This is a genomic window from Plantactinospora sp. GCM10030261 (assembly GCF_042666615.1).
GTDB lineage: Bacteria > Actinomycetota > Actinomycetes > Mycobacteriales > Micromonosporaceae > KBS50.
In genome coordinates this window covers 86,566-106,640 of record NZ_JBHTDD010000022.1, presented here as the reverse complement: position 1 = coordinate 106,640, position 20,075 = coordinate 86,566, and the positions used below count along the sequence as shown (strand labels likewise).

The window sequence follows — 20,075 nt, the reverse complement described above, 5'->3', positions numbered from 1 at the left end:
ACGAGTCTAGGGAAGGACCGGCGGTCCTAGTCCGCGAGGTCCTCGGGATGCTCGATGTCGAGCATGTATCGATTCAGCCGGCCGCGGTCTTCGGTCTGCTGGACGTCCTCCTGATCACCCCGATCCGCCACCCGGGGAACGCCGAACCAGGGGTCCCGCACCCGCCGCCCGCGCCAGAGCACGGCACTCTCGCCCGCGCCCACGAACTTCGCCGCCAGCCCTCGCTCCCTGCTGATCCGCAGCCCGGCCCGCGCCTGGGCCAACGGCACCCCGGCCGCCCCGGTGACTCCCAGATCCACCACGGCCTCCCCGTCCGTGCCGTTGGACACGAGCGTGAGCGTCGGCCCGCCCCGCGCCACCTCGCTGACCAGCACCCACTCGCGTCGCCACCGCCCGGCGTCGAACATCTCCAGGATCCGCTCCTCGACCTCGGCCAGGTTCACGATCCGGTGGATCCGTACGCTGGCGGCCCGCAGCACGAAGGCACCTGGGCGAGTGAACCGCACCCGCAGGGCGGCGTTGCCCGAGACCACACCCGCCAACGCCGGGTCCGTACCGGCCGCCACCGTGGTGGACACCTCGGCGCCATGGCTTGACGAGTAGTCGTAGTCCACCGGTTCGGTCGACCGCCGGGTCCGCACGCTGACGCCGAGTTCCGCCAGAGTGGTCTGCCTGATCCAGCCTCCGTCGCCCAGTTCGCCGACGTCGCCGAGCCCCATCGGCGTGCCGGGCAGCCAGACCGGCAACCGCTCGAACTGGCCGCGCGTCTCATGCCAGAGACTGGTGACGAGTGCCTTCATGGCTGCCTCTCGCTCTCGGGTACGGGATGGGGGTGAGCCGCAGCGCGGCCAACGCGTGGACGGAATAGAGCAGGCCGAGCGGATTGCCCAGGTCCTGGAGCAGTCGCCATTTCGCGGCGTGCAACGCCTCGCCGACCTCGGCTCCGGCGCGTACCAGATCGGTGTAGAACCACCGGGAGACCTTGGCGGCGGCCCGGTCCGGGACGTTGGCCGCGGTGCCGATGACGCCGCGGTTCCGGTTGGCGTGAAACGGCCTGAGCAGCGACACCGCGCTCGCCGGGTCCATCACCGCGGTGCCGCAGGCGTTGAGGAACACCAGCGGCTTGGGAACCGGCGACCGGCTGCCGCCAGCCACCGACGCACCGCCATCCCCAGGAGCGTCCCCGGAACGCGAACGGCGGCGCCAGTGCTGGCGCATCATCTCGTCCGCCAGGTCGTCGAGGCGGACCATCAACAGCCGGCCATTCTCGTCCGCGAGTCGGTAGCCGAACCCGCTGGTGTCGCCGGTCGGGGCCGCGCAGTGGCAGGCGAAGTGCACGACCTGGTCCGGCGTCGCGGTCCGGCGACCGTCCACCCCGAGGGCGGGGTCGCACAGTTGCTCCGCCAGCGACGGCGCGGCGCCATCCGTGACATCCCGGGGGTACGGGCCCTCCAGCCGGAACAGCTGCCCGTTGCCCCGGAAGAACCCCACCTCCTCGTGGGCGCCGGGATAGCTGCCGTCGTACACCACGCGAATGGGCAACGGTCGCCACCCGACGAGGAACGACGAGTCGGGAATGTGATCCGGGTCGACCCGTTCCACGATCGCCGCGAACCCCGGGAAGGCGAGGCCGGCCCGTTCCAGGCCGGGCTGGTCCCGGACGTCCGTCATGGTGGCGTCCGGCTCGAACAACGGCAACAGCTCCCACGGAAAGTACCGGTCCAACTCCGCCACGCAGTGCAGCAGCGGTGGCGGCAGGCTCCGGTCCCGCCACGTCGGGCAGGCGGCGCGGAGGAACTGGGCGAGCCGGTGGAAGTCCTCGAACGGGGCGGCCAGGGCACCGAACAGGAAGTTCCGGCCGATCTTGGCGATCCGGCCGAGTTCGCGGCCGGCCTCGGCGGCGGTCAGCGGGCGGCGGGCGCGAAACGCCGAGGTCACCTTGCCGAGGTCGGTGCCGAGCTTCGCGCACCGGTCGCGAACCACATCCGTACCTTGGAGTTGGACTGTGAGCGACGCGCCGACCCGCGGCGAGAACAGCCGAAGGTAAAGACCGCCGTCGTTGGCCGAGGTGTACGCGGTCACATCCGGACTCCTGGTCATCGCCGTTCCGAACCGGCCGCGCCGCCAGCGGCACCCGCCGCACCGCCCGCCACGTCGTCCACCCGCAGCACGATGGGCAGCGACTGCACCAACCGGCCGCCGGAAAGCACGGTGACCCGCAGGTCGTACGCGCCCGGCTCGGCGGCTTCCACGAGGCAGTCGTGCCGGACCCGCCCACCCTCGCTCCGGCACGTGGCGTGCAACTCGGGATCGATGACCTCGACGAACGGCGCGTCGACGAGCAGCGTGACAGCCACCTCCTCCGCCTCGACACCGGAACTGACCAACAGGTCCCGCCAGCACGGCGCGCCGGACAGCTCCGACCCGTCGCCGGCCGCCACGGACGTGTCCCGGCCGGTCACCACGAGGACGGTCAACTCGACAACCGTGCCCACCGGCACCCGCCAGGTCGGGAGATCGTCCCCGTCGACCCGGACGCCGTCCAGCGTGACGCCCACCGCGCCGCGGAACGCCACCGGCTCCGCCGGGACGAACGCCTGCCGGATCTCGTGCCGCATCCGGTCGAGCAGCTGACCGCTCAGTCGGGCGGCCACCTGCTCCGCGGCGGCCGGCGCCAGGGTGACCGGCTCGGGCCGCTGGGCCGGCACCCGGGGCACGGGCCGGTCGTGGCCGTTCACCGGCATCGACGCCGATCCCGCGGGTGCCTGCCGCTCAAGAAGCCGCAGCACACCCGCGAGGCCGGCCCAGTTCCGCTGGTCGCCGAACTCGGTGGCCGCCTCCAGCAGCAGATGCCGGCCGGCCTGGTAGTCACCGACGCTGAGCCGGAGTTCGCCGGCGAGCCGGTTGAGCCGGGCGGCGAGCGGCACCAGCACCTCCGGCTTTTCGTCCGAGTTCCGCAGGTCCGACAGCTCACCCTCCGCCGCCCGCGTCAGGTGGTCCGCCTCCACCGGGTGCCCCAGGGCCAACACGGTCCGGGCCAGCAGGCAGTGTGCCCGGAGGGCACCCACCGGATTGCCGATCTCGGCGAACGTCACGGCGGCGGCGGCGGCCCGGCGCACCGCCCGAACCGCGGGTCCCGCCGGGGATTCCGGGGACCCGCCATCGTGCTCGGCCTGCTCGGTGCCCTGTTCGAGCAGCAGCCGCGCCTCCCGGTATTGAATGGTGGCCATCCGCCGCAGGTCGCCGGCCACGAATCGCAACGCCTCCCGGAAGTAGTCGCCGGCCACCTGCCACTCCCGCCGCCGCCGCGCTGCCTCGGCCAGGGCCAGGTAGATCCGGTAACGGACCGCGTCGGTCAGCCGCGGGTCGAGCAGCTCGTCGTGCACCACCTCCGGCGTGTCGACGTGGTGCGCCTCCGCGAGCAGGATCCGCAGCAACCGCTGCTCGTCGGCGTCGTCCAGGGCGTCCGCCCGCCGGTACGCGTCCTCCAGCACGGCGAGGCCCTGCCGGTAGCAGGCCGCCTGCAGGTAGGCCTCGCCCTGCTTGCGGATGGCGGCCAGGACGCGCCGGTCCGCCTCGCGTACCAACGCCGGATCGCCGGAGCCGCGGAGCCGGTCGGCCAGCTCGAAGACCCGGTGGAGGCACCCGTCCGCGTCCCGGTAGCGCTCCATGGCGATCAGGAAGGTGGCCTTGGCCAGCAGCACATCCACCACGCCGACGTCCTGCCGGTCCCGTTCAGCGGCCCGGATCGCCCGGTCGTACGCGTCCAGGGTGGCTGTCGCCGCCACCCCGGTGGCCACGCACCCGTTCAACCAGAGTCCGACCCGCCAACACAGTTCGTTCCCCGCCTCGGGCCGGCTCATCACCCTCAGGAGATTCGGGTACTCGGCCCGCACCCACGCCTCCGGACGATCGGCGATCCGCCCCGGCAACTTCGAGTCCTCCGCCAACCACCGTCGGGGTCGCACGTCCCGGTAGTCCGGGTGCAGCCGGTCCAGTACCGCCGAGACGACCTCGTGGTAGGCGTCGTCGAACCGGGCCAACGCCGCGTTCCGCTCATCGACGGTCAGTTCGGTGGCCACCCGTTCGACGACGAACAGCCGGACCAGCGGATGGATGCCGTAGCGGGCCACCTCGGAAATCTCGTCGGTGCCGAGGTCGTCGAGGAGTTGCGCGGCGGCCAACCGGACCACGAGCGCCTCCACCTCGGCCGGGGGCAGGTCGAGCAGCGGACCGAGAACCCAGGGGATGAAGGTCGATGACGGGATCAACGACAGCGCCGCCAGCGCCCGCCGTTCCCGGGGCACCAACCGGCCGTACTCGATCTCGAAGTGGGTGCGCAGCGGACGGCCCGGCCGATCGAGCCAGTCCAACCTGGTATGGGGATCCCGGAGCAACCCGGCGACCTGGCAGACGTCGGCGCCGTCCTCGCTCACCCGCTCGGCGGCGGCCCGGATCGCGAGCGGCAGCCGACCGCACAGCTCGACCACCTGCACCGCGCACTCGGGACGGACGCTCTCGGCCGTCCGCGAGGCGGCCCGGAAGATCGACAGCGCCTCGTCCTGATCGGGCACCCCCAGCGCGTACGACGGTCCGTCCAGCGTGTCGGATCCGAGGTCCTGGCGGCTGGTGACGATCACCGCGGCCGATGGGTCGCTGGGCAGCACATGACGAAGCTGATCGGCGTGCCGGGCGGCGTCGAGGACGAAAAGGATCCGCTTCCCGGCGGTGAGCGACCGGAAGACCATCGCTCGGGAGACCGCTGTCGGCGGCATTTCCTGTTCACTCCAGCCCAGGTCCAACAGGAGATCCTTGAGGATCTCCTTCGGCGTCCGGGCGCCGCCGGCGGTGCCGAGATTCACCGACACCTGACCGTGCGGGTACTGCGGTGCCAGGCGGCGGGCCAACTCGTCGGCCAACGCCGTCTTGCCGACCCCCGGCTTGCCGTGGATCAACAGCACCACCGGGCCGCTGACGCCGGGCGCCACCGGCCGATCAGACCCCCGGCGCCGGCGGCCGGGCCGGCCCACGATCGTCCGGGCGTCTCGCAGCCGGTCGTGCAGCGTCAGCAGGTCGGCCAGTTCCCGGTCGCGGCCGCGGAACAGCTCGAGGCGGGGCGGCAGCACCGGCACCGGATCCCACCACCGGGCCCGCCGGGCCGGCCGGTCGACACCCTCCGACCCACCATCGCCGGTCCGGCCGTCGCCGACACCACCGCCGGCGGGACGCCCGCCACCCGCACCGAGCTGGGGCCGCGCGGTCGAATCCGGCAGGCGGAGCGGGTCGGCGGCGAGGGACCCGTACCCGGCCTCCGGTGGATCGGCGGTGAGCACCACCGCGATCGCACCGATCACCCCCATGAAGACCACGGTCGGCACCTGGAACGCGACGGGGATGCCCTCGTACACCGTGCTCAGCACACCGGTGACGGTCGTCAGACCCGCGGCCAACCACATCCGGTAGCGGCGGAGACGGCGTCGGGTCCGCCGAAATGACGATCGAATCGACACCAGGATCCTCCGGGTGGACGACGGATCAACGACGGATGCGGGACGCGGTGAGCCCGCTCAAGCCGCTGGGCACGGGCGCGAGTCCACCCCGGACCGGCAGCGGCAGGCGCGGTCGAGGGCTCGGGAACGACGACTCCACCTGCCACAGGAGGTAACTGGCCCGTCCCATGCCGTCCGGGTCGCCCAACCGGACGAAGACCTGCTCCGCGGCCTGCAGCAGGGACAGGGCCTCCTGGCTCCGCCCCGCTCGCGCGTACGCGCTGGCCAGGACCGTCGCGGCGTCCGCCTCCAGCCACCGGTCGCCGCAGCCGCGGAGCGTCGCGTGTGCCTCCTGGAGGACGGCGGTCGCCTTGCCCACCCGGTCGGCGGCCAGCTGGGCACGCCCCAGCGCCAACCGGGCGTGCGCGGCCCCGTAGCGGTGCCGCAACCCGTCGAACCCGTCCAACGCGGTGAGGCTGAACTCCCGGCTCAGGTCGTACCGCCCCTGGTCCAGCAGCACGAGTGCCCGCTCGAGACGGATCCACGGTCGGCGAAGGCCGCCCGGTGCCGCCGGTGTCCGCCGGTCGGCGGCGTCGCCGGGCGCGGTGCGGCGCTGCTCCGCGTCGGCCAGCGTCTGCTCCGCCTCGAACAGGACCTGTGCCGCCCGGTCGAGCTTTCCGCCGGAGCGAAGCATCCGCCCGTACGCCAGCAGGACCGCCGGCCGTTGCGACCAGGTCCCCGCCGGCTCCTGGTCGCAGAGCTGCCGGGCCTGGGCCGCGTACGGCTCGCCGGTCGCCAGGTCACCGCGTACCGCCGCCAGCTCGATCAGCTCGCACAGCACCCGGATCCGCTCGGACCGGTCGGCGCTGGCCCGCACCTTGTCGTACGCGCCGACCAGTTCCTCGTCGGCCAGCACGAGTTGGCGTTGCCGGCGACGCAACCCACCGGTCAGTCGCATCGCCCGCATCGAGGTGGCCGGTGTCGGCCGTCGCCGGGCGTCCGCGGCGCAGGTGAACGCCTCGTCGATCCAGCCGAGTTCCGCGTACACCTCACCGAGCGCGACCAGGGTGAGCGCCTCCTCGGTGGCCAGGATCCCGCCCGAGTCATCCTCGGCGACCCGGGCCGCGCGTTCCCGGCAGAGCGCGAGAGACTCCCGCGCGGCGGCCAGCGCGCGGTCCAGGTGACCGTCGTCCAGGCATTCGAAGACGTTCCGGACCAGGAACTCGTCGACGCTGCTGCGCACCCGGCGCTGCCGCTCGGCGACGAGCCGCCGCCGGGCCCGGTCCTGCTGCGCCGGGCTCAGTCGGGTCGGCACCCGGGCCCGGGCGTAGTCGTCCACATAGCTGGGTGGGTCGTAGGCCGGGAGGCCGGTCTCGTCATCCACCCGTCGCTTGACGAATCTGGCTCGGACCAGCCGTTCGAGAAACGCGGACGCGGCCCCGGGCGGCAGTGGCCGGGGCGCGAAGGCGCCCTCGAACAGGGCCTCCACCATCCATGGCTCGACCGGACCACGGCGGGGCACGGCGAGCAGCAGCAGGATCTCCTGCTCCTCCTCGGTGAGCAACCCGAAGGCCAGATCCAGGCCACGGACGAAGGGAACGGTGTCCGCCGGGCGACGGTCCACCGCCGCGTCCTCCATCCGGCGCACCGCGATGTCCAGCGTCCAGTTCCGGCGTACCGCAAGGGCGGCACCGACCATGTGTAGGGCGATGGGGTATCCTGCGGCGGCCTCCACGATGGCGCGGGCGGGGCCGGGCTCCGCCGCCACCCGCTCACCACCCACCACCTTGTCCAGCAGGTTGATCGCCGCTGCGGCCGGCAGTGGGCGGACGGGCACCGGCAGGTGTGGTCCGACGCCGCGCACCTCCTGGGTCGAGGTGACGATGGTCAGGCAACGGTCGCCGGTCGGCAGCAGCGTCCTGATCACTTCCGGGTCGGCGATGTTATCGAGGATGACCAGGATGCGGCGCTTCGCGGTGTGCCGCCGGTACCAGTCCTGGTGCTCGACCTCTGGGACCACGTCCTGCGGACCCTTCAGCGCCTGGACGAACGTCGCGAGGGATTCGCCGACGTCGGGTGGTTCGGCGTCATCGAACCGGATGAGCAGTTGGCCGTCCGGATAGTCGCGGGTCACCCGGTGCGCCATGCTCACCGCCAGGGCGGTCTTTCCGACCCCGGGCGGGCCGAATACCGAGATGAGCCACGGGCCCGACCCGGGCCTGGCCGGAAGCGCCCGCATCCGCGCCAACTCGCCGTCCCGGCCGAACAGCACGCCCGGCGGTGGCGGCAGCTCGGCCGGGGTGACCCGGCGGCGGCGGGGCCGGTCGGCCGGGTGCGCGAGGCCGCCCGGCACGACGGAGACCGGCGGGGCGGTGCGCCGCCGCCTGCGCACAGCGAACAACGCGATACGTCCGAGAAGTGCGCCAAGGAGAACCGCGAACACAATTATCGCCGGCGAGGCGGGCAGATTGAACGAGTACGCCAGGACGGCGAGCAGCACCAGATGAACGACGATTGATATCGGCCTGAGCCCCACCGTCCGCATGTTCGCCCCTTCCGCGTCCCTCCATGATGGGGACCGGAAGCAAGCGTGGCCAGTGACCGGAGCCGTACGGATCCGTTATCGGGCATGACGTCGAGTCCGGACGGGTCCGTTCAAACAATCATTTCCGGCCCAACGACTGATGCTGTCGGTCAATGTGTCGGGTCTCCGACCAACTTCCCGCGGAACCGGCCGGTCCGGCGCCTGTGAGCGATCAGCATGACGCGCACATAAACGATCGACGATTGGTCCTCGCGCCTGCGGCGCGCGACACAGACGCCCCGGTATGGCCGCAATTGGGTACCGATAGCATCGGGGCTCGTCACGAGCGCCAGGGAGGAACGATGGAGCGCGCCTTCTGGCTCCGGTCCCCGGGCCTGGGTGAGATCGGGTCGGTCGACGTCCCACCACCGGCCGAGGACGAGGTGCTGGTCCGCACCCTCTACACCGGGGTGAGCCGCGGCACCGAGACGCTCGTCTTCCGGGGCGAGGTGCCGCCCAGCCAGTACGCGACCATGCGCGCACCGTTCCAGGAGGGCGACTTCCCGGCACCGGTCAAGTACGGATACCTGAACGTGGGCCTGGTCGAGCAGGGCCCCCCGGAACTGCTCGGGCGCACCGTCTTCTGCCTCTACCCGCACCAGACCCGGTACGTGGTTCCGGCCTCCGCCGTCACCGTCGTACCCGACGAGGTGCCGGCGGCCCGGGCGGTGCTGGCCGGCACGGTGGAGACGGCGGTGAACGCGCTGTGGGACGCGGCACCGCTGGTCGGCGACCGGATCGCGGTGATCGGCGCCGGGATGATCGGCTGCTCGGTCGCCGCCGTCCTGGCCCGCTTCCCGGCCGGTCGCGTCCAGCTCGTCGATGTCGATCCCGGGCGGGCGGCGGTGGCCGCCGCGCTCGGCGTCGACTTCACCCATCCCGACGCCGCGGCCGGGGACTGCGACCTGGTCGTGCACGCCAGCGCCACCGAAGCCGGGCTCGCCCGGTCCCTGGAACTGCTCGCCCCGGAGGGCACCGCGCTGGAGCTGAGCTGGTACGGCGACCGTCGGGTGAGCCTGCCGCTCGGTGAGGACTTCCACTCCCGGCGCTTGGTGCTGCGCAGCAGCCAGGTCGGTGCCGTGTCGCCGACCCGGCGGTCCCGGCGCGGCTTCGCCGATCGGATGGCGGTCGCGCTGGACCTGCTCACCGACGCCAGGTTCGACGCGCTGGTCAGCGGGGAAAGCGACTTCGCCGACCTGCCGCGGTTACTGCCCCGACTGGCCAGTGGTGAACTGCCCGCCCTGTGCCACCGGGTGCGCTACGAGAAAGGGTGAACCACATGTTCAGCGTGACCGTCCGTGACCACCTGATGGTTGCGCACAGTTTCCGGGGCGAGGTCTTCGGCCCCGCGCAACGCCTGCACGGCGCGACATTCATCGTGGACGCCTCGTTCCGCCGTCCCGAACTCGACGCCGACAACCTGGTTGTGGACATCGGCCGGGCCGCGCAGCAACTCGGCGACGTGCTGGGCGAGTTCAACTACCGCAACCTGGACGACGAGCCCGCGTTCGCCGGGATCAACACCTCCACCGAGGCGCTCGCCCGGATCATCGCGGACCGGCTCGCCGAGCGGATCGGCGCTGGCGAGTTCGGCCCGGGAGCGGACGGCCTCACCGGGATCACCGTCACCCTGCACGAGTCACACATCGCCTGGGCCAGCTACGAGCGCACGCTGTGAACCCGGCTCGCGCCGTGGCGGTGGTGCTGCCCGGCGACATCGACGACCCGGGCGCACCGAGCGGCGGCAACCGGTACGACCGCAAGGTCTGCCAGGGGCTCGCGGAGGCCGGCTGGTCGGTGCGGGAGCACGGCGTAGCCGGGGACTGGCCACGCCCGGACGACACCGGGGCGAAGGCACTGGCGGACACCCTCGCGGCCCTGCCGGACGGCGAGCGGGTGCTCGTCGACGGGCTGGTCGCCTGCGGCGTACCGGAGATCGTGGCGCCGCAGGCACGGCGGCTGCGGCTTGCCGTGCTGGTGCACCTGCCGTTGGCCGAGGAGACCGGGCTGGCGCCGGACCTGGCGGCCGAGTTGGCGGCCCGGGAGGGCGCCACCCTGCGGGCGGCCTCGGCCGTCGTCGCCACCAGCGGGTGGGCCGGCCGCCGGCTGATCGAGCTGCACGGGCTCCCGGTGGACCGGGTACGGGTGGCCGCGCCGGGGGTGGACCCGGCCCAGTCGGCTCCCGGCACCGACGGCACCTCGGGACTGCTGTGCGTCGCCGCGGTGATTCCGCGCAAGGGCCACGACGTGCTGATGGAAGCCCTCGCGGCGGTGGCCGACCAGTCGTGGACCTGCGTGTGCGCCGGTGGACTGGACCGGGCGCCGGAGCACACGGCAGGGGTCCGAGGGCGGATCGAGGCGGCCGGGCTCGACGAGCGGGTACGCCTCGCCGGGCCGCTGGCCGGTGCCGAGCTGGACGCCGCGTACGCCGCCGCCGACCTGCTGATCCTACCGTCCCGCGCGGAACCGTACGGGATGGTTCTCACCGAGGCGCTGGCCCGCGGCATCCCGGTGCTGGCCACGGCCGTCGACGGGGTGCCGGAGGCGGTGGGGCGGGCACCGGACGGCGCCGTGCCGGGAATGTTCGTGCCGCCGGACGATCCGGCCGCGCTGGCCGCGGCGCTGCGTCGCTGGTTCACCGAGCCCGACCTCCGGCACCGGGTGCGTACCGCCGCTGCCCACCGGCGTGCCGCGCTCGCCGGCTGGTCGGCGACCGTCCGGGTGCTGTCCGAGGTGTTGGAGGATCTTCGATGAGTGTCTACAGCCCCGAGTGGTTGGGCCTGCGGGAGGACGCGGACGCCGCTGCCCGATCGACCGAGCTGCTGTCCGAGTTGACCGACCGGCTCACCAGCTGCGCCGGGTCGCGTCGGACTGACCCGCTGGTGATCCGGGACCTGGGGTGCGGCACCGGGTCGATGGGGCGCTGGCTGGCCGGCCGGCTGCCGGGTCCGCAGCACTGGATCCTGCACGACCGGGATCCGGCGCTGCTCGACCTGGCCGTGCGGCACCTGCCCACGACGGCCTCCGACGGCAGGCCGGTCACCGCCGAGACCCGGCGGCAGGACGTCACCGAACTGACCGCCGCCGAGTTGGCCGGCACCTCCCTGGTGACCGCCTCCGCGCTGCTGGACCTGCTCACCGCGGACGAGGTGGACCGGCTCGCCGGCGCCTGCGTCGCCGCCGGTTGCCCGGCCCTGCTGGTGTTGTCGGTGGCGGGCGGGGTCGAGCTGACGCCGGCGGATCCGCTGGACGCCGAGATCAGCGTGGCCTTCAACGACCACCAGCGGCGGGCGGTTTCGGGCCGAACGCTGCTCGGGCCTGAGGCCGCCGGGGTGGCCGCGGAGGCGTTCACCCGGCACGGGGCGCTGGTCCGGACCCGATCCACCCCGTGGCGGCTGGACGCCGACCGGTCCGCGCTCACCGCGGAGTGGTTGCGGGGCTGGGTGGCCGCGGCTGTCGAGCAACGGCCGGAGCTGGCTGGCCCGGCCGAGGCGTACGTCAGCCGGCGGCTGGCCGAATGCGCGGCGGGCGGCCTACGAGCCGTGGTCGACCACACGGACCTGCTCGCGCTGCCACCGGTCTGACCTCCGTCCAAGCCGTGCGGCTCAGCCGCCGGGCCGACTCGGCGGCGGCTCAGCCGCCGGGCAGCGCTCGGAGAGGGCGTAGCGGAGCAGCACCACGTCGCCGATCTGGCGGACCTCGGCGAGTCGCGCCCGGTTGTCCGGATTCCACGGGTAGCTGCCGTCGCCCACGAACCGGGGTGCGCGGGAGTCGCCGACGAAGAAGGGGGCCATCACCAGGTGCAGTTCGTCAGCCAGCCCGGCGGCGAGAAACTGGCTGTGGACGGTGTTGCCGCCCTCGACCATCAACCGGCGCACGCCCCGGGCGGCCAGGTCGTCCACCACCCGGCGCAGGTCAACCGGCTCGCCCCCATCCACCACGGTGGCGGCCCCGGCCAACCGGTCACGGACCCCGGGGAGGGCGGAACTGGCGCAGTAGACGACCTTGTCGGCGTCTCCGGCGGTGAAGAACCGGGCGGACGGATCGAGATCGCCACGACCCGTCAGGGTGACCTTCATGGGTGACGGCGGCAGCCCGCGCGTGACCCGGTCGTCGCGCCGCTGGTCGGACCGGACGAGCAGGCGGGGGTCGTCCCGGCGGATGGTGCTGACCCCGACCATGATCGCGTCACACCCGGCACGCACGGCGTCGACCCGGTCGAAGTCCGCGTCGTTCGACAGCAGCAACCGCTCGCCGGTCGCGTCGTCCAGATAACCGTCGATCGACATGGCGCAGCTGAGCAGCACGTACGGTCGCTCGCTCACCATCGCTCCTGTCGGTCACCGGACGCGGACCGGCCTGGTGACGAGGTCGCCCCGGCCTACCGGCAGGTTAACCTGCCGGTTGCGGAGCTTGACACCTGGCAACGTCGCGGCCGCATCCCGCCCGCCCGGCCCGCCCGACCCGCCCGGTCGGTCGGTCGGTCTCAGATCCAACCACGACGGCTCGCCTGCACACCCGCCTGGAACCGGTTCTCCGCGCCGAGGATGTCCAGCAGCCGGCGGATCCGCCGGCGCATGGTCCGCAGCGAGCACCCCAGCTGGCGGGCGATGGCCTCGTCCTTCAGGCCGCTCACCAGCATCCGGAGCAGGATCCGGTCGTCCGCGTCGACAGCGTCCGCCGGCTCTCCGGTCACGATTCGCAGCGGCAGCGCCTGCCGCCAGTAACTCTCGAACGCCTCGATGAGCGCGTCCAACAACGTCGACCGGCGGACCAGAACGGCCCGGACCGTGCTCATGTCCAGGGTGAGCGGCATCAACGCGAGCCGGCGGTCCTGGATCGCCAGTTTGATGGGCAGACCGGGCAGGACGCGGGCCTGTTCGCCGTGCGCGGTCAACCGGTCGATTTCGTCCAACGCTCCAGGCAGTTCCAGGGCCGCCGGGGCGTAGACGGCGCGTACCCGGACTCCGCGGCCGAGGGTCACCGGCTCCACCGGATTCTCCGCGGCGAGCGCGTACGGCGGCCGGTCGAGGACGAGCATCTCCTCGGACGCCTCCTGCTGCATTCGGGCGAACCAACCCCCTAGCGCCTCCCGTCCGATGATGGTCTCCACCGGGTCGCCGGACCGGTTCTCCGCTCGGGCCACGGCGAACGCCCGGTGCAGCGTTTCGACGATGTCTCGCACACCGTCTAGTTCGGACATCCGCTGGCGCATCAGCAATTCCAGCGCCGCCCGCGGCTCGTTGGCGGCGTACCGGCGGCGGCGGCCGGCGAGCCGGCTGACCAGTCCCAGCGCGCGCAGCCGGTCGAGGGCGGCGACCACCCGGCCGGGGCGCTCGTCGAGCACGGACGCCAGGTCCGCCGGTGTGACGACGCCCCGGACCAGAACGGCGCGATAGACGCTTTCGTCGAAGGCATCGACGCCGACACCGGCCAGGTCCCCGTTTTCCTCGGCCACGGACGAAAGCCTGGCCCATAGGTGACGGGGACAGCAATGGGCCACGTCACTCCATGGTGTGCCGGGTGCCGGGAGCGCTAGGAAGAGTCGATCAACCCGTTCCCGGAGGCCCGATGTCACAGCGATCAGGAACCCCACGTCCCCCACGCCCCGCACGCTCCAGACACATCCGCTGGTTGGCGGGCACACTCGCCGGCGTACTCGGCACCACCGGCGCGGTGGTGGCCGGACCCCCGGCCGGCGCCGCCGACGACGATCCGCTCCGCCGCGTCATCGTTGAACTGGCCGACCCGGCCGCGATCGAATCGGTGCCGATCGGCGGGCCGACCACTCTCGACGCTCGGCAGGTCCAGCGGGTCGCCGCCGCCCGCGACGCCCTTGCCGGACGGCACCGCGGCCTCGTCGACGGAGCCCGCAAGGCCGGCATCCGGATCAGCGACGAGCGGTCCGCCACGCTCCTGGTGAACACGGTCGCGATGCGGGTGCCCGCCTCACAGGTGGCCCGGTTGTCCGGACTGCCCGGAGTGGTCGCCGTCCACCCGGACGGCCCGGTCCACACGTCCGTCGACGTCAGCGTGCCGCTGGTCGGCGCGCCGGACGTGTGGAAGCGCAAGGACAGCGACGGCACAGCGGTGCGGGGGCGGGGCATCACGGTGGCCGTGGTGGACACCGGCGTCGACTACACCCACCCGGACCTGGGGGGCGGATTCGGTCCCGGAAAGCGGGTGGTCGGTGGGTATGACTTCGCGAACGAGGACGCCGACCCGATGGACGACAACGGCCACGGTACGCACGTGGCTGGTATCGCGGCCGGTAACGGCGGAGTGACAGGCGTCGCTCCGGAGGCGGACCTCACCGCGTACAAGGTGATGGACGCCGAGGGCGTGGGCTACGCGTCCTGGGTGGTGGCCGGCCTGGAGGCCGCCGTCGACCCGGCGAACCCGCACCGCGCGGACGTGGTCAACCTGAGCCTCGCCTTCGGCGGCGACGGCACTGACCCGGTGGGTCAGGCGGCGACCGCCGCCACCAGGTCGGGCGTCGTGGTGGTGGCCGCCGCAGGCAACGGAGGACCGGGCCCGCGAACCGTCACCTCCCCGGCACTGGCCGAGGGGGTGATCTCTGTCGGTGCCTCGACGAGCGGCGTACGGATGCCGACCGCCCGGTTGGAGAGCCCGGTGCGGGAGAAGGTTCAGGCCCAGCGGGCCGGAATCTCGGCCAACCCACCGGCGAAGCCCGTCTCCGGCGAGGTGGTTGATGTCGGCACGGCCACGCCGGAGGAGCTGGATCGGGCCGGTGATCTCCGCGGCAAGGTCGTCGTCATGTTCGCCGAGACACCCGTGGGTGGTGGCGGCACCCCGCCCAGCGAGCTGGCGAAGGCCAAGGAGGTGGAGCGGCGCGGGGCGATCGCGGCGCTCACCTACAACGAGATGCTGAACCCGGTGGCGGCCCCCGGGACGATGCCAGCCCGGCCGGGAACGGCCGAGTCGGGCGACAGCTTCCGGCTGGACCGGCTCGTCACGCTGGCCATCGACCCCACCCAGCGCGAGGTGCTGGCCCGGTATCTCGCCAAGGGGCCGGTGCGGATGGTCGTCGAGGGTACCGACGTGACGGACCAGTTGGCGGGGTTCAGTTCCCGGGGACCGGCTCCCGATTTCCGGCTGAAGCCGGACCTGACCGCGCCCGGTTACGAGATCCGGTCGACCTGGCCGAAGGCGTTCTGGGCGCCGGGTGAGTTCCGGCTCAGCGGCACCAGTATGGCCGCGCCGCACGTGGCGGGCGCCGCCGTGCTGCTCCGTCAGGCACACCCCGAGTTCTCCCCGGCGCAGGTTCGGGCGGCCCTTGTCGGGTCGGCCGCTCCGCTGGCCGATCTGGGTCCGACCCAGCAGGGCGCCGGCCGGCTGAACGTGGCGAAGGCCGTCGACGCCCGGTTGATCGCCGAACCGGCGACCCTCAGTCTCGGGCTCGCCGACCTGCCCGGGCCGGGTTCCGGCACCAGTGCCGGCGGCAAGGTCGTGGTGCGCAACCTGAGTGACAAGCCGGCCCGGGTCACCTTCACGGTGCAGCGGGCACCCGGTTCGATCGGTTCCGCCACGGTGTCGCCCCGGACCGCCACCATTCCGGCCGGCGGGTCCGCCCGGGTGACCGTCTCGGTCACGGCATCGGCCATCGACCCGGATCGGGACAGCGACCTGTCCGGCTGGCTGGTCGGTGACGTGGCGGGGACCGATCGCGACCTGCGGACGCCGTACCTGCTCGCGGCCCGGCCGCTGATCGTGCAGAGCACCCCTGATCCGAGCGACGGCACCACCGAGGTGTTCGTGTGGAGTCCCGCGCCGGTTCGCTCGGCGCCGACCGTCCGGGTGATCTCCCGGGACGGCAGGAAGCGCGACGTGGTGGCCCAGCCTGACGAGAACAACTGGTTCCGGGCACGGCTGACCGACCTCGCCTCCGGACCGTACCGGGTCGAGGCGTACGCGCGGGCGACGGTGGGTGCCCGGCTGGTCGGGACCGACGCGTTCGAGGTGGTCGCCCCGCCGAACCGGCCGGGTGGCCGACGGTGGGAGTCGGTCGGCCCGAACTCCACCGCCTGGCAGGTGACCACGATTCCGAAGGCGCCGTCGCGGGCGGTGCTGAGCCTGGCCGGGTCCCCGGCGCTGTGGTTGACCGACGATCGGGGCGCCACCTGGCACCAGACCGGGCGGATGCCCATCGCCGGCGGTGGGATGGGATCGCTAGTTGTCGATCCAACGGACGATCGCCGGATGTGGTACGCCATAAACGGCCACTCGACGGTCGGACCGATCCAGCACGTGTTCGACCCCACCTACCACAGCAAGATCCTCTACACCGAGGACCGGGGACGCACCTGGACCACCCTGGACTTCGCGGACTACCAGGTGTTCGCCCTGCTTGGCTCGCCCGACGGGAAGGCACTTGTCGCCGTGACCAGCGGCGGATACCACCTGAGCCACGACCGGGGTCGCACCTGGGTGTTCCACCAGGATCCGTTCGCGCCGTACCTGCACGGCGCGACGCTGGCCGGGGGAACGCTACTGGTCGCCGCTCCCGAGGGCGTCCACGCGGTGGTCGACGTGTTCGGCCACCCGAAACCGGCTCGCCTGGTCGACCCGGCCAGGAGCGAGGACTGGATCGTCGGGGTGGCGGCCGATGAGGACGGGGCGGTGAGCGTGCACCAGGACGGCAGCGTCTGGGGCGCCACCGACGTGACGAAGCCGTGGACGAAGCTGTCCACGCTGCCCGATGGCGCGTTCCCCAGCCAGATCCGCACGGTGAACGGGGACGTCTACGTGGCCTGTGCCGGCCGGAACCTCGTCAGCCAGGACGGCGGCCGCACCTGGGCGGATCTGCCCAGCCCGATCAACGGCCCGATGCTGTCAGACTTCGACAGCTGGCCGGATCAACCCGACAGCCTGCTGGTCTCGGCCGAGCAGGGCGGACTGTTCGGCAGCCCCGACAAGGGCTCCAAATACCGGCGCATCGGGGTGCCCGGTCTCACCGCGTACGACGTGACCGTGGCGCGCGGCCCGGACGGCGTGCCCACGCTTGTGGCGATGACCAGTTCGGACAGCTATGCCCGATCATTGCCCACCGGCACGATCACGCCGGGGGACGTCGAATGGGGTACGGCCGAAGAGGGGCGCGCGGGCGGTGGCGCCGACCAGTTCCTCAGCACCGCGCGGGATTCCCGGGTCGTGTGGAAGTCGCTCTACTACCCGTTCCAGGTGAGTCACGACATCCAGCGCAGCACCGACGGCGGCCGGACCTGGACCACCGTCACCCGGACCAGGGGTGGGCTCTCCGCGCTCGCCGCTCACCCCGCCGCCACGGACCGCGTGGTGGCCAGCGTCGCCGACATGTACGGCCAGGGATTGCTGGTGAGCCGGGATCGCGGGGCGACCTGGCGGACCCTCTACCACGGCATGACGTTCGACGTCGTTGTCGGTGATCCGGGCGACCGGAACCGGCTGTGGCTCGGAAACGCGAACGGGCTGTACCGGTCCGACGACCTCGGCCAGACGATCAGGAAGGTGGCCGACGGCCCGGTCTCCGCGATCCACCTGGGCGCCGGTGGTCGGATCGTGATCGGCGGGGACCAGATCCGGGTCAGCGGGAACGGTGGAAAGTCGTTCACCATCGCCGACACCGGCGGCCTGCCGATGCGGGTCAGCGACGTGGTGGCGGTGCCGGGCTCGCCGAACCTGCTGTACGCGGGCACCGACGCGTACTCGGCCAACGGGTTGCCGCGCCACGGACGCGGCGTGTTGCGCAGTGCCGACGGCGGTCGAACCTGGGAGAACGTCTCGGGTGGCCTGCAAGCGACGTCAGTCACCAGCCTGGCGGTCAGTCCCGACGGGCGGTGGTTGTTCGCCGGCACGGTGGACGCCGGGGTGCACCGGCTGCCGGTGGACCGGTAATCGGGGGCCCGGGGAACTCCCCTCCCCGGGCAACCGGACCACCGGCGACGGCCCCTTCCCGTCCATGACGGGAAGGGGCCGTCAGGCTCTACAGCGTGTTCGCCAGCCGGTCGGCGAGCAGCCGGGTGAACCTCGCCGGATCCTTGAGGTCGCCGCCCTCGGCGAGCAGCGCCATGCCGTACAGCAGCTCGGCCGTCTGCTTCAGCGCCTCCTGGTCACCGCCCTGGTCGTGGGCGGTACGCAAGCCGGTGACCAGCGGATGGGTGGGATTGAGTTCCAGGATCCGCTTCGTCGGCGGCAGTTCCTGGCCCATCGACCGGTAGAGCTTCTCCAGGGTCGGCGTCATGTCGTGGGCGTCGCCGACCACACAGGCCGGTGAGGTGGTCAGCCGGGTGGACAACCGCACCTCCTTGACCTCCTCGGAGAGCGCGCCGGCCATCCAGGTCAGCAGCGCGTCGAAGTCCTTCTGGCGCTGCTCCCGTTCGGGCTCGGTGGCCTTCTCGTCCTCGGCACCCAGGTCGATCTGGCCCTTGGCGATGGACCGGAGCGGCTTGCCGTCGAACTGGCCGACCCGCTCGACCCATACCTCGTCCACCGGGTCGGTGAGGACCAGAACCTCGTAGCCCTTGGCCCGGAACGCCTCCATGTGCGGCGAGTTCTCGATCATCGAGCGCGACTCGCCGGTCAGGTAGTAGATGTCGGTCTGGTCGTCCTTCATCCGCTCCACGTACTGCCGCAGCGTGGTCTGCTCGTCGGCGTCGTGGGTCGAGGCCACCGACACGATGTCCAGGATGGCGTCCTGGTTGTCCGGGTCGCTGATGAGTCCTTCCTTGACCGCCCGACCGAACTCGGCCCAGAACGTCCGGTACCGGTCCGGGTGCTTGGTCATCATCTCCTTGACCGTGCCGAGCACCTTCTTGACCAGGCGCCGACGGACCACCCTGATCTGCCGGTCCTGCTGGAGGATCTCCCGGGAGATGTTCAGCGAAAGGTCGTGGGCGTCCACCACCCCCTTGACGAAGCGCAGGTACTCGGGCATCAGCGCCTCGCAGTCGTCCATGATGAAGACGCGCTTCACATAGAGCTGCACGCCGCGCTTGCCCTCCCGGGCGAACAGGTCGAACGGCGCGTGGGACGGGATGAACAGCAGTGCCTCGTACTCGAAGGTGCCCTCGCCCCGCATATGGATGATCTCGAGCGGATCGGTCCAGTCGTGGGCGACGTGCTTGTAGAACTCGTGGTACTCAGCCTCGTCGACCTCGTCCCGGGAGCGCGCCCAAAGCGCCTTCATCGAGTTCAGCGTCTGGACCTCGGTCTCGCCCTCGTCGCCCTTCCGCACCGTCATCCGGATCGGCCACGCGATGAAGTCGGAGTACCTCTTGACGATCTCCCGGATCTTCGACTCGGCCGCGTAGTCGAAGAGGTGGTCCTCCTGGTCCTCCGGCTTGAGATGCAGGGTCACGGCGGTACCCTGCGGCGCGTCGTCGAGATCCTGGACGACGTACGTACCCTCGCCGGCGGACTCCCACCGGGTGCCGCCGGACTGGCCGGCCTTCCGGGTCACCAGGGTGACCTTGTCGGCGACCATGAAGCTGGCGTAGAAGCCGACGCCGAACTGCCCGATGAGTTCCTGCGAGGCCGCCGAGTCCTTCGCCTCACGCATGCTGCGCAGCAGCTCGGCGGTTCCGGACTTGGCGATCGTCCCGATCAGCTGGACGACCTCGTCGCGGGTCATGCCGATGCCGTTGTCGCGCACCGTCAACGTGCGCTGCTCCCGGTCCACCTCGATCTCGATGTGCAGGTCGGTGGTGTCGACCTCCAGATCCTTGTCGACAAGCGACGAGATGCGCAGCTTGTCGAGCGCGTCAGAGGAATTGGAGATCAGTTCACGCAGGAAGATGTCCTTGTTCGAATAGATCGAGTGCACCATCAGCTGAAGCAGCTGGCGTGCCTCGGCCTGGAATTCCAATGTCTCGACCTTGTTGCTCACGGCGTCCCTCCGGCGGCTGACGGTTACCGGTAGCAGGATACGAGCAGCCCCGCGACGGCTCGGCGACCGGGTGACGGAGCGTCAAACCATTGACGTCGATATCTCTCGGGTGTCGAAT

12 protein-coding genes are annotated in these 20,075 nt (G+C 72.0%); 5 read left to right on the top strand and 7 right to left on the bottom strand.

Annotated elements, in window-relative coordinates:
- Nucleotides 1-26: 26 nt before the first annotated feature.
- The 4 genes from ACFQUZ_RS23595 to ACFQUZ_RS23580 form a co-directional block, all read right to left on the bottom strand.
- Nucleotides 27-800, bottom strand: a complete 774-nt coding sequence (locus ACFQUZ_RS23595; RefSeq protein WP_377445928.1) for a hypothetical protein — start codon at nucleotides 798-800, stop codon at nucleotides 27-29.
- On the bottom strand, nucleotides 769-2,100 hold the full coding sequence (locus tag ACFQUZ_RS23590) for a CHAT domain-containing protein (protein ID WP_377445927.1): 1,332 nt from the start codon (nucleotides 2,098-2,100) through the stop codon (nucleotides 769-771). Before ACFQUZ_RS23590 ends, ACFQUZ_RS23595 begins: the two co-directional genes overlap by 32 nt.
- A complete protein-coding gene (locus tag ACFQUZ_RS23585) occupies nucleotides 2,097-5,420 on the bottom strand; it encodes an NB-ARC domain-containing protein (protein ID WP_377445925.1) in 3,324 nt (1,107 codons plus the stop codon). Before ACFQUZ_RS23585 ends, ACFQUZ_RS23590 begins: the two co-directional genes overlap by 4 nt.
- A 115-nt stretch (nucleotides 5,421-5,535) precedes the next feature.
- Nucleotides 5,536-8,034 carry an NB-ARC domain-containing protein gene (locus ACFQUZ_RS23580; RefSeq protein WP_377445923.1) on the bottom strand — a complete coding sequence of 833 codons (2,499 nt, stop codon included), beginning with the start codon at nucleotides 8,032-8,034 and terminating at the stop codon, nucleotides 5,536-5,538.
- A gap of 341 nt (nucleotides 8,035-8,375) precedes the next feature.
- Between ACFQUZ_RS23580 and ACFQUZ_RS23575 the strand changes: the two genes are divergently transcribed.
- The 4 genes from ACFQUZ_RS23575 to ACFQUZ_RS23560 are packed head-to-tail and all read left to right on the top strand — an operon-like array spanning nucleotide 8,376 to nucleotide 11,657.
- Nucleotides 8,376-9,347 carry a zinc-binding alcohol dehydrogenase gene (locus ACFQUZ_RS23575; RefSeq protein ID WP_377445921.1) on the top strand — a complete coding sequence of 324 codons (972 nt, stop codon included), beginning with the start codon at nucleotides 8,376-8,378 and terminating at the stop codon, nucleotides 9,345-9,347.
- 5 nt (nucleotides 9,348-9,352) lie between these two features.
- Entirely contained in the window at nucleotides 9,353-9,751 is a 399-nt protein-coding gene (locus ACFQUZ_RS23570; protein ID WP_377445919.1) for a 6-pyruvoyl tetrahydropterin synthase family protein, read from the top strand.
- Entirely contained in the window at nucleotides 9,748-10,827 is a 1,080-nt protein-coding gene (locus ACFQUZ_RS23565) for a glycosyltransferase family 4 protein (protein WP_377445918.1), read from the top strand. Before ACFQUZ_RS23570 ends, ACFQUZ_RS23565 begins: the two co-directional genes overlap by 4 nt.
- Nucleotides 10,824-11,657, top strand: coding sequence for an SAM-dependent methyltransferase (locus ACFQUZ_RS23560; protein ID WP_377445917.1), 834 nt, complete (start codon nucleotides 10,824-10,826; stop codon nucleotides 11,655-11,657). The genes ACFQUZ_RS23565 and ACFQUZ_RS23560 overlap by 4 nt, the downstream gene beginning before the upstream one ends.
- Before the next feature lie 21 nt (nucleotides 11,658-11,678).
- Here ACFQUZ_RS23560 and ACFQUZ_RS23555 read toward each other — a convergent pair whose 3' ends face one another.
- Together ACFQUZ_RS23555 and ACFQUZ_RS23550 are read right to left on the bottom strand one after the other, a co-directional pair.
- Nucleotides 11,679-12,398: a RibD family protein gene (locus ACFQUZ_RS23555; RefSeq protein WP_377445916.1), complete on the bottom strand. Its 720-nt coding sequence runs from the start codon at nucleotides 12,396-12,398 to the stop codon at nucleotides 11,679-11,681.
- A gap of 161 nt (nucleotides 12,399-12,559) precedes the next feature.
- Nucleotides 12,560-13,531, bottom strand: a complete 972-nt coding sequence (locus ACFQUZ_RS23550; RefSeq protein WP_377445914.1) for a TrmB family transcriptional regulator — start codon at nucleotides 13,529-13,531, stop codon at nucleotides 12,560-12,562.
- Nucleotides 13,532-13,707: 176 nt separating this feature from the next.
- Between ACFQUZ_RS23550 and ACFQUZ_RS23545 the strand changes: the two genes are divergently transcribed.
- A complete protein-coding gene (locus ACFQUZ_RS23545; protein WP_377445913.1) occupies nucleotides 13,708-17,967 on the top strand; it encodes a S8 family serine peptidase in 4,260 nt (1,419 codons plus the stop codon).
- Nucleotides 17,968-18,055: 88 nt separating this feature from the next.
- Here ACFQUZ_RS23545 and htpG read toward each other — a convergent pair whose 3' ends face one another.
- Nucleotides 18,056-19,957, bottom strand: a complete 1,902-nt coding sequence (gene htpG, locus ACFQUZ_RS23540) for a molecular chaperone HtpG (protein WP_377445911.1) — start codon at nucleotides 19,955-19,957, stop codon at nucleotides 18,056-18,058.
- Nucleotides 19,958-20,075 lie beyond the last annotated feature (118 nt).

What these genes read in the sequence shown, in the direction of transcription:
- ACFQUZ_RS23595 (WP_377445928.1), bottom strand. Translation starts at nt 800, where the DNA reads ATGAAGGCACTCGTCACCAGTCTCTGGCATGAGACGCGCGGCCAGTTC.
- ACFQUZ_RS23590 (WP_377445927.1), bottom strand. Translation starts at nt 2,100, where the DNA reads ATGACCAGGAGTCCGGATGTGACCGCGTACACCTCGGCCAACGACGGC.
- ACFQUZ_RS23580 (WP_377445923.1), bottom strand. Translation starts at nt 8,034, where the DNA reads ATGCGGACGGTGGGGCTCAGGCCGATATCAATCGTCGTTCATCTGGTG.
- ACFQUZ_RS23575 (WP_377445921.1), top strand. Translation starts at nt 8,376, where the DNA reads ATGGAGCGCGCCTTCTGGCTCCGGTCCCCGGGCCTGGGTGAGATCGGG.
- ACFQUZ_RS23570 (WP_377445919.1), top strand. Translation starts at nt 9,353, where the DNA reads ATGTTCAGCGTGACCGTCCGTGACCACCTGATGGTTGCGCACAGTTTC.
- ACFQUZ_RS23560 (WP_377445917.1), top strand. Translation starts at nt 10,824, where the DNA reads ATGAGTGTCTACAGCCCCGAGTGGTTGGGCCTGCGGGAGGACGCGGAC.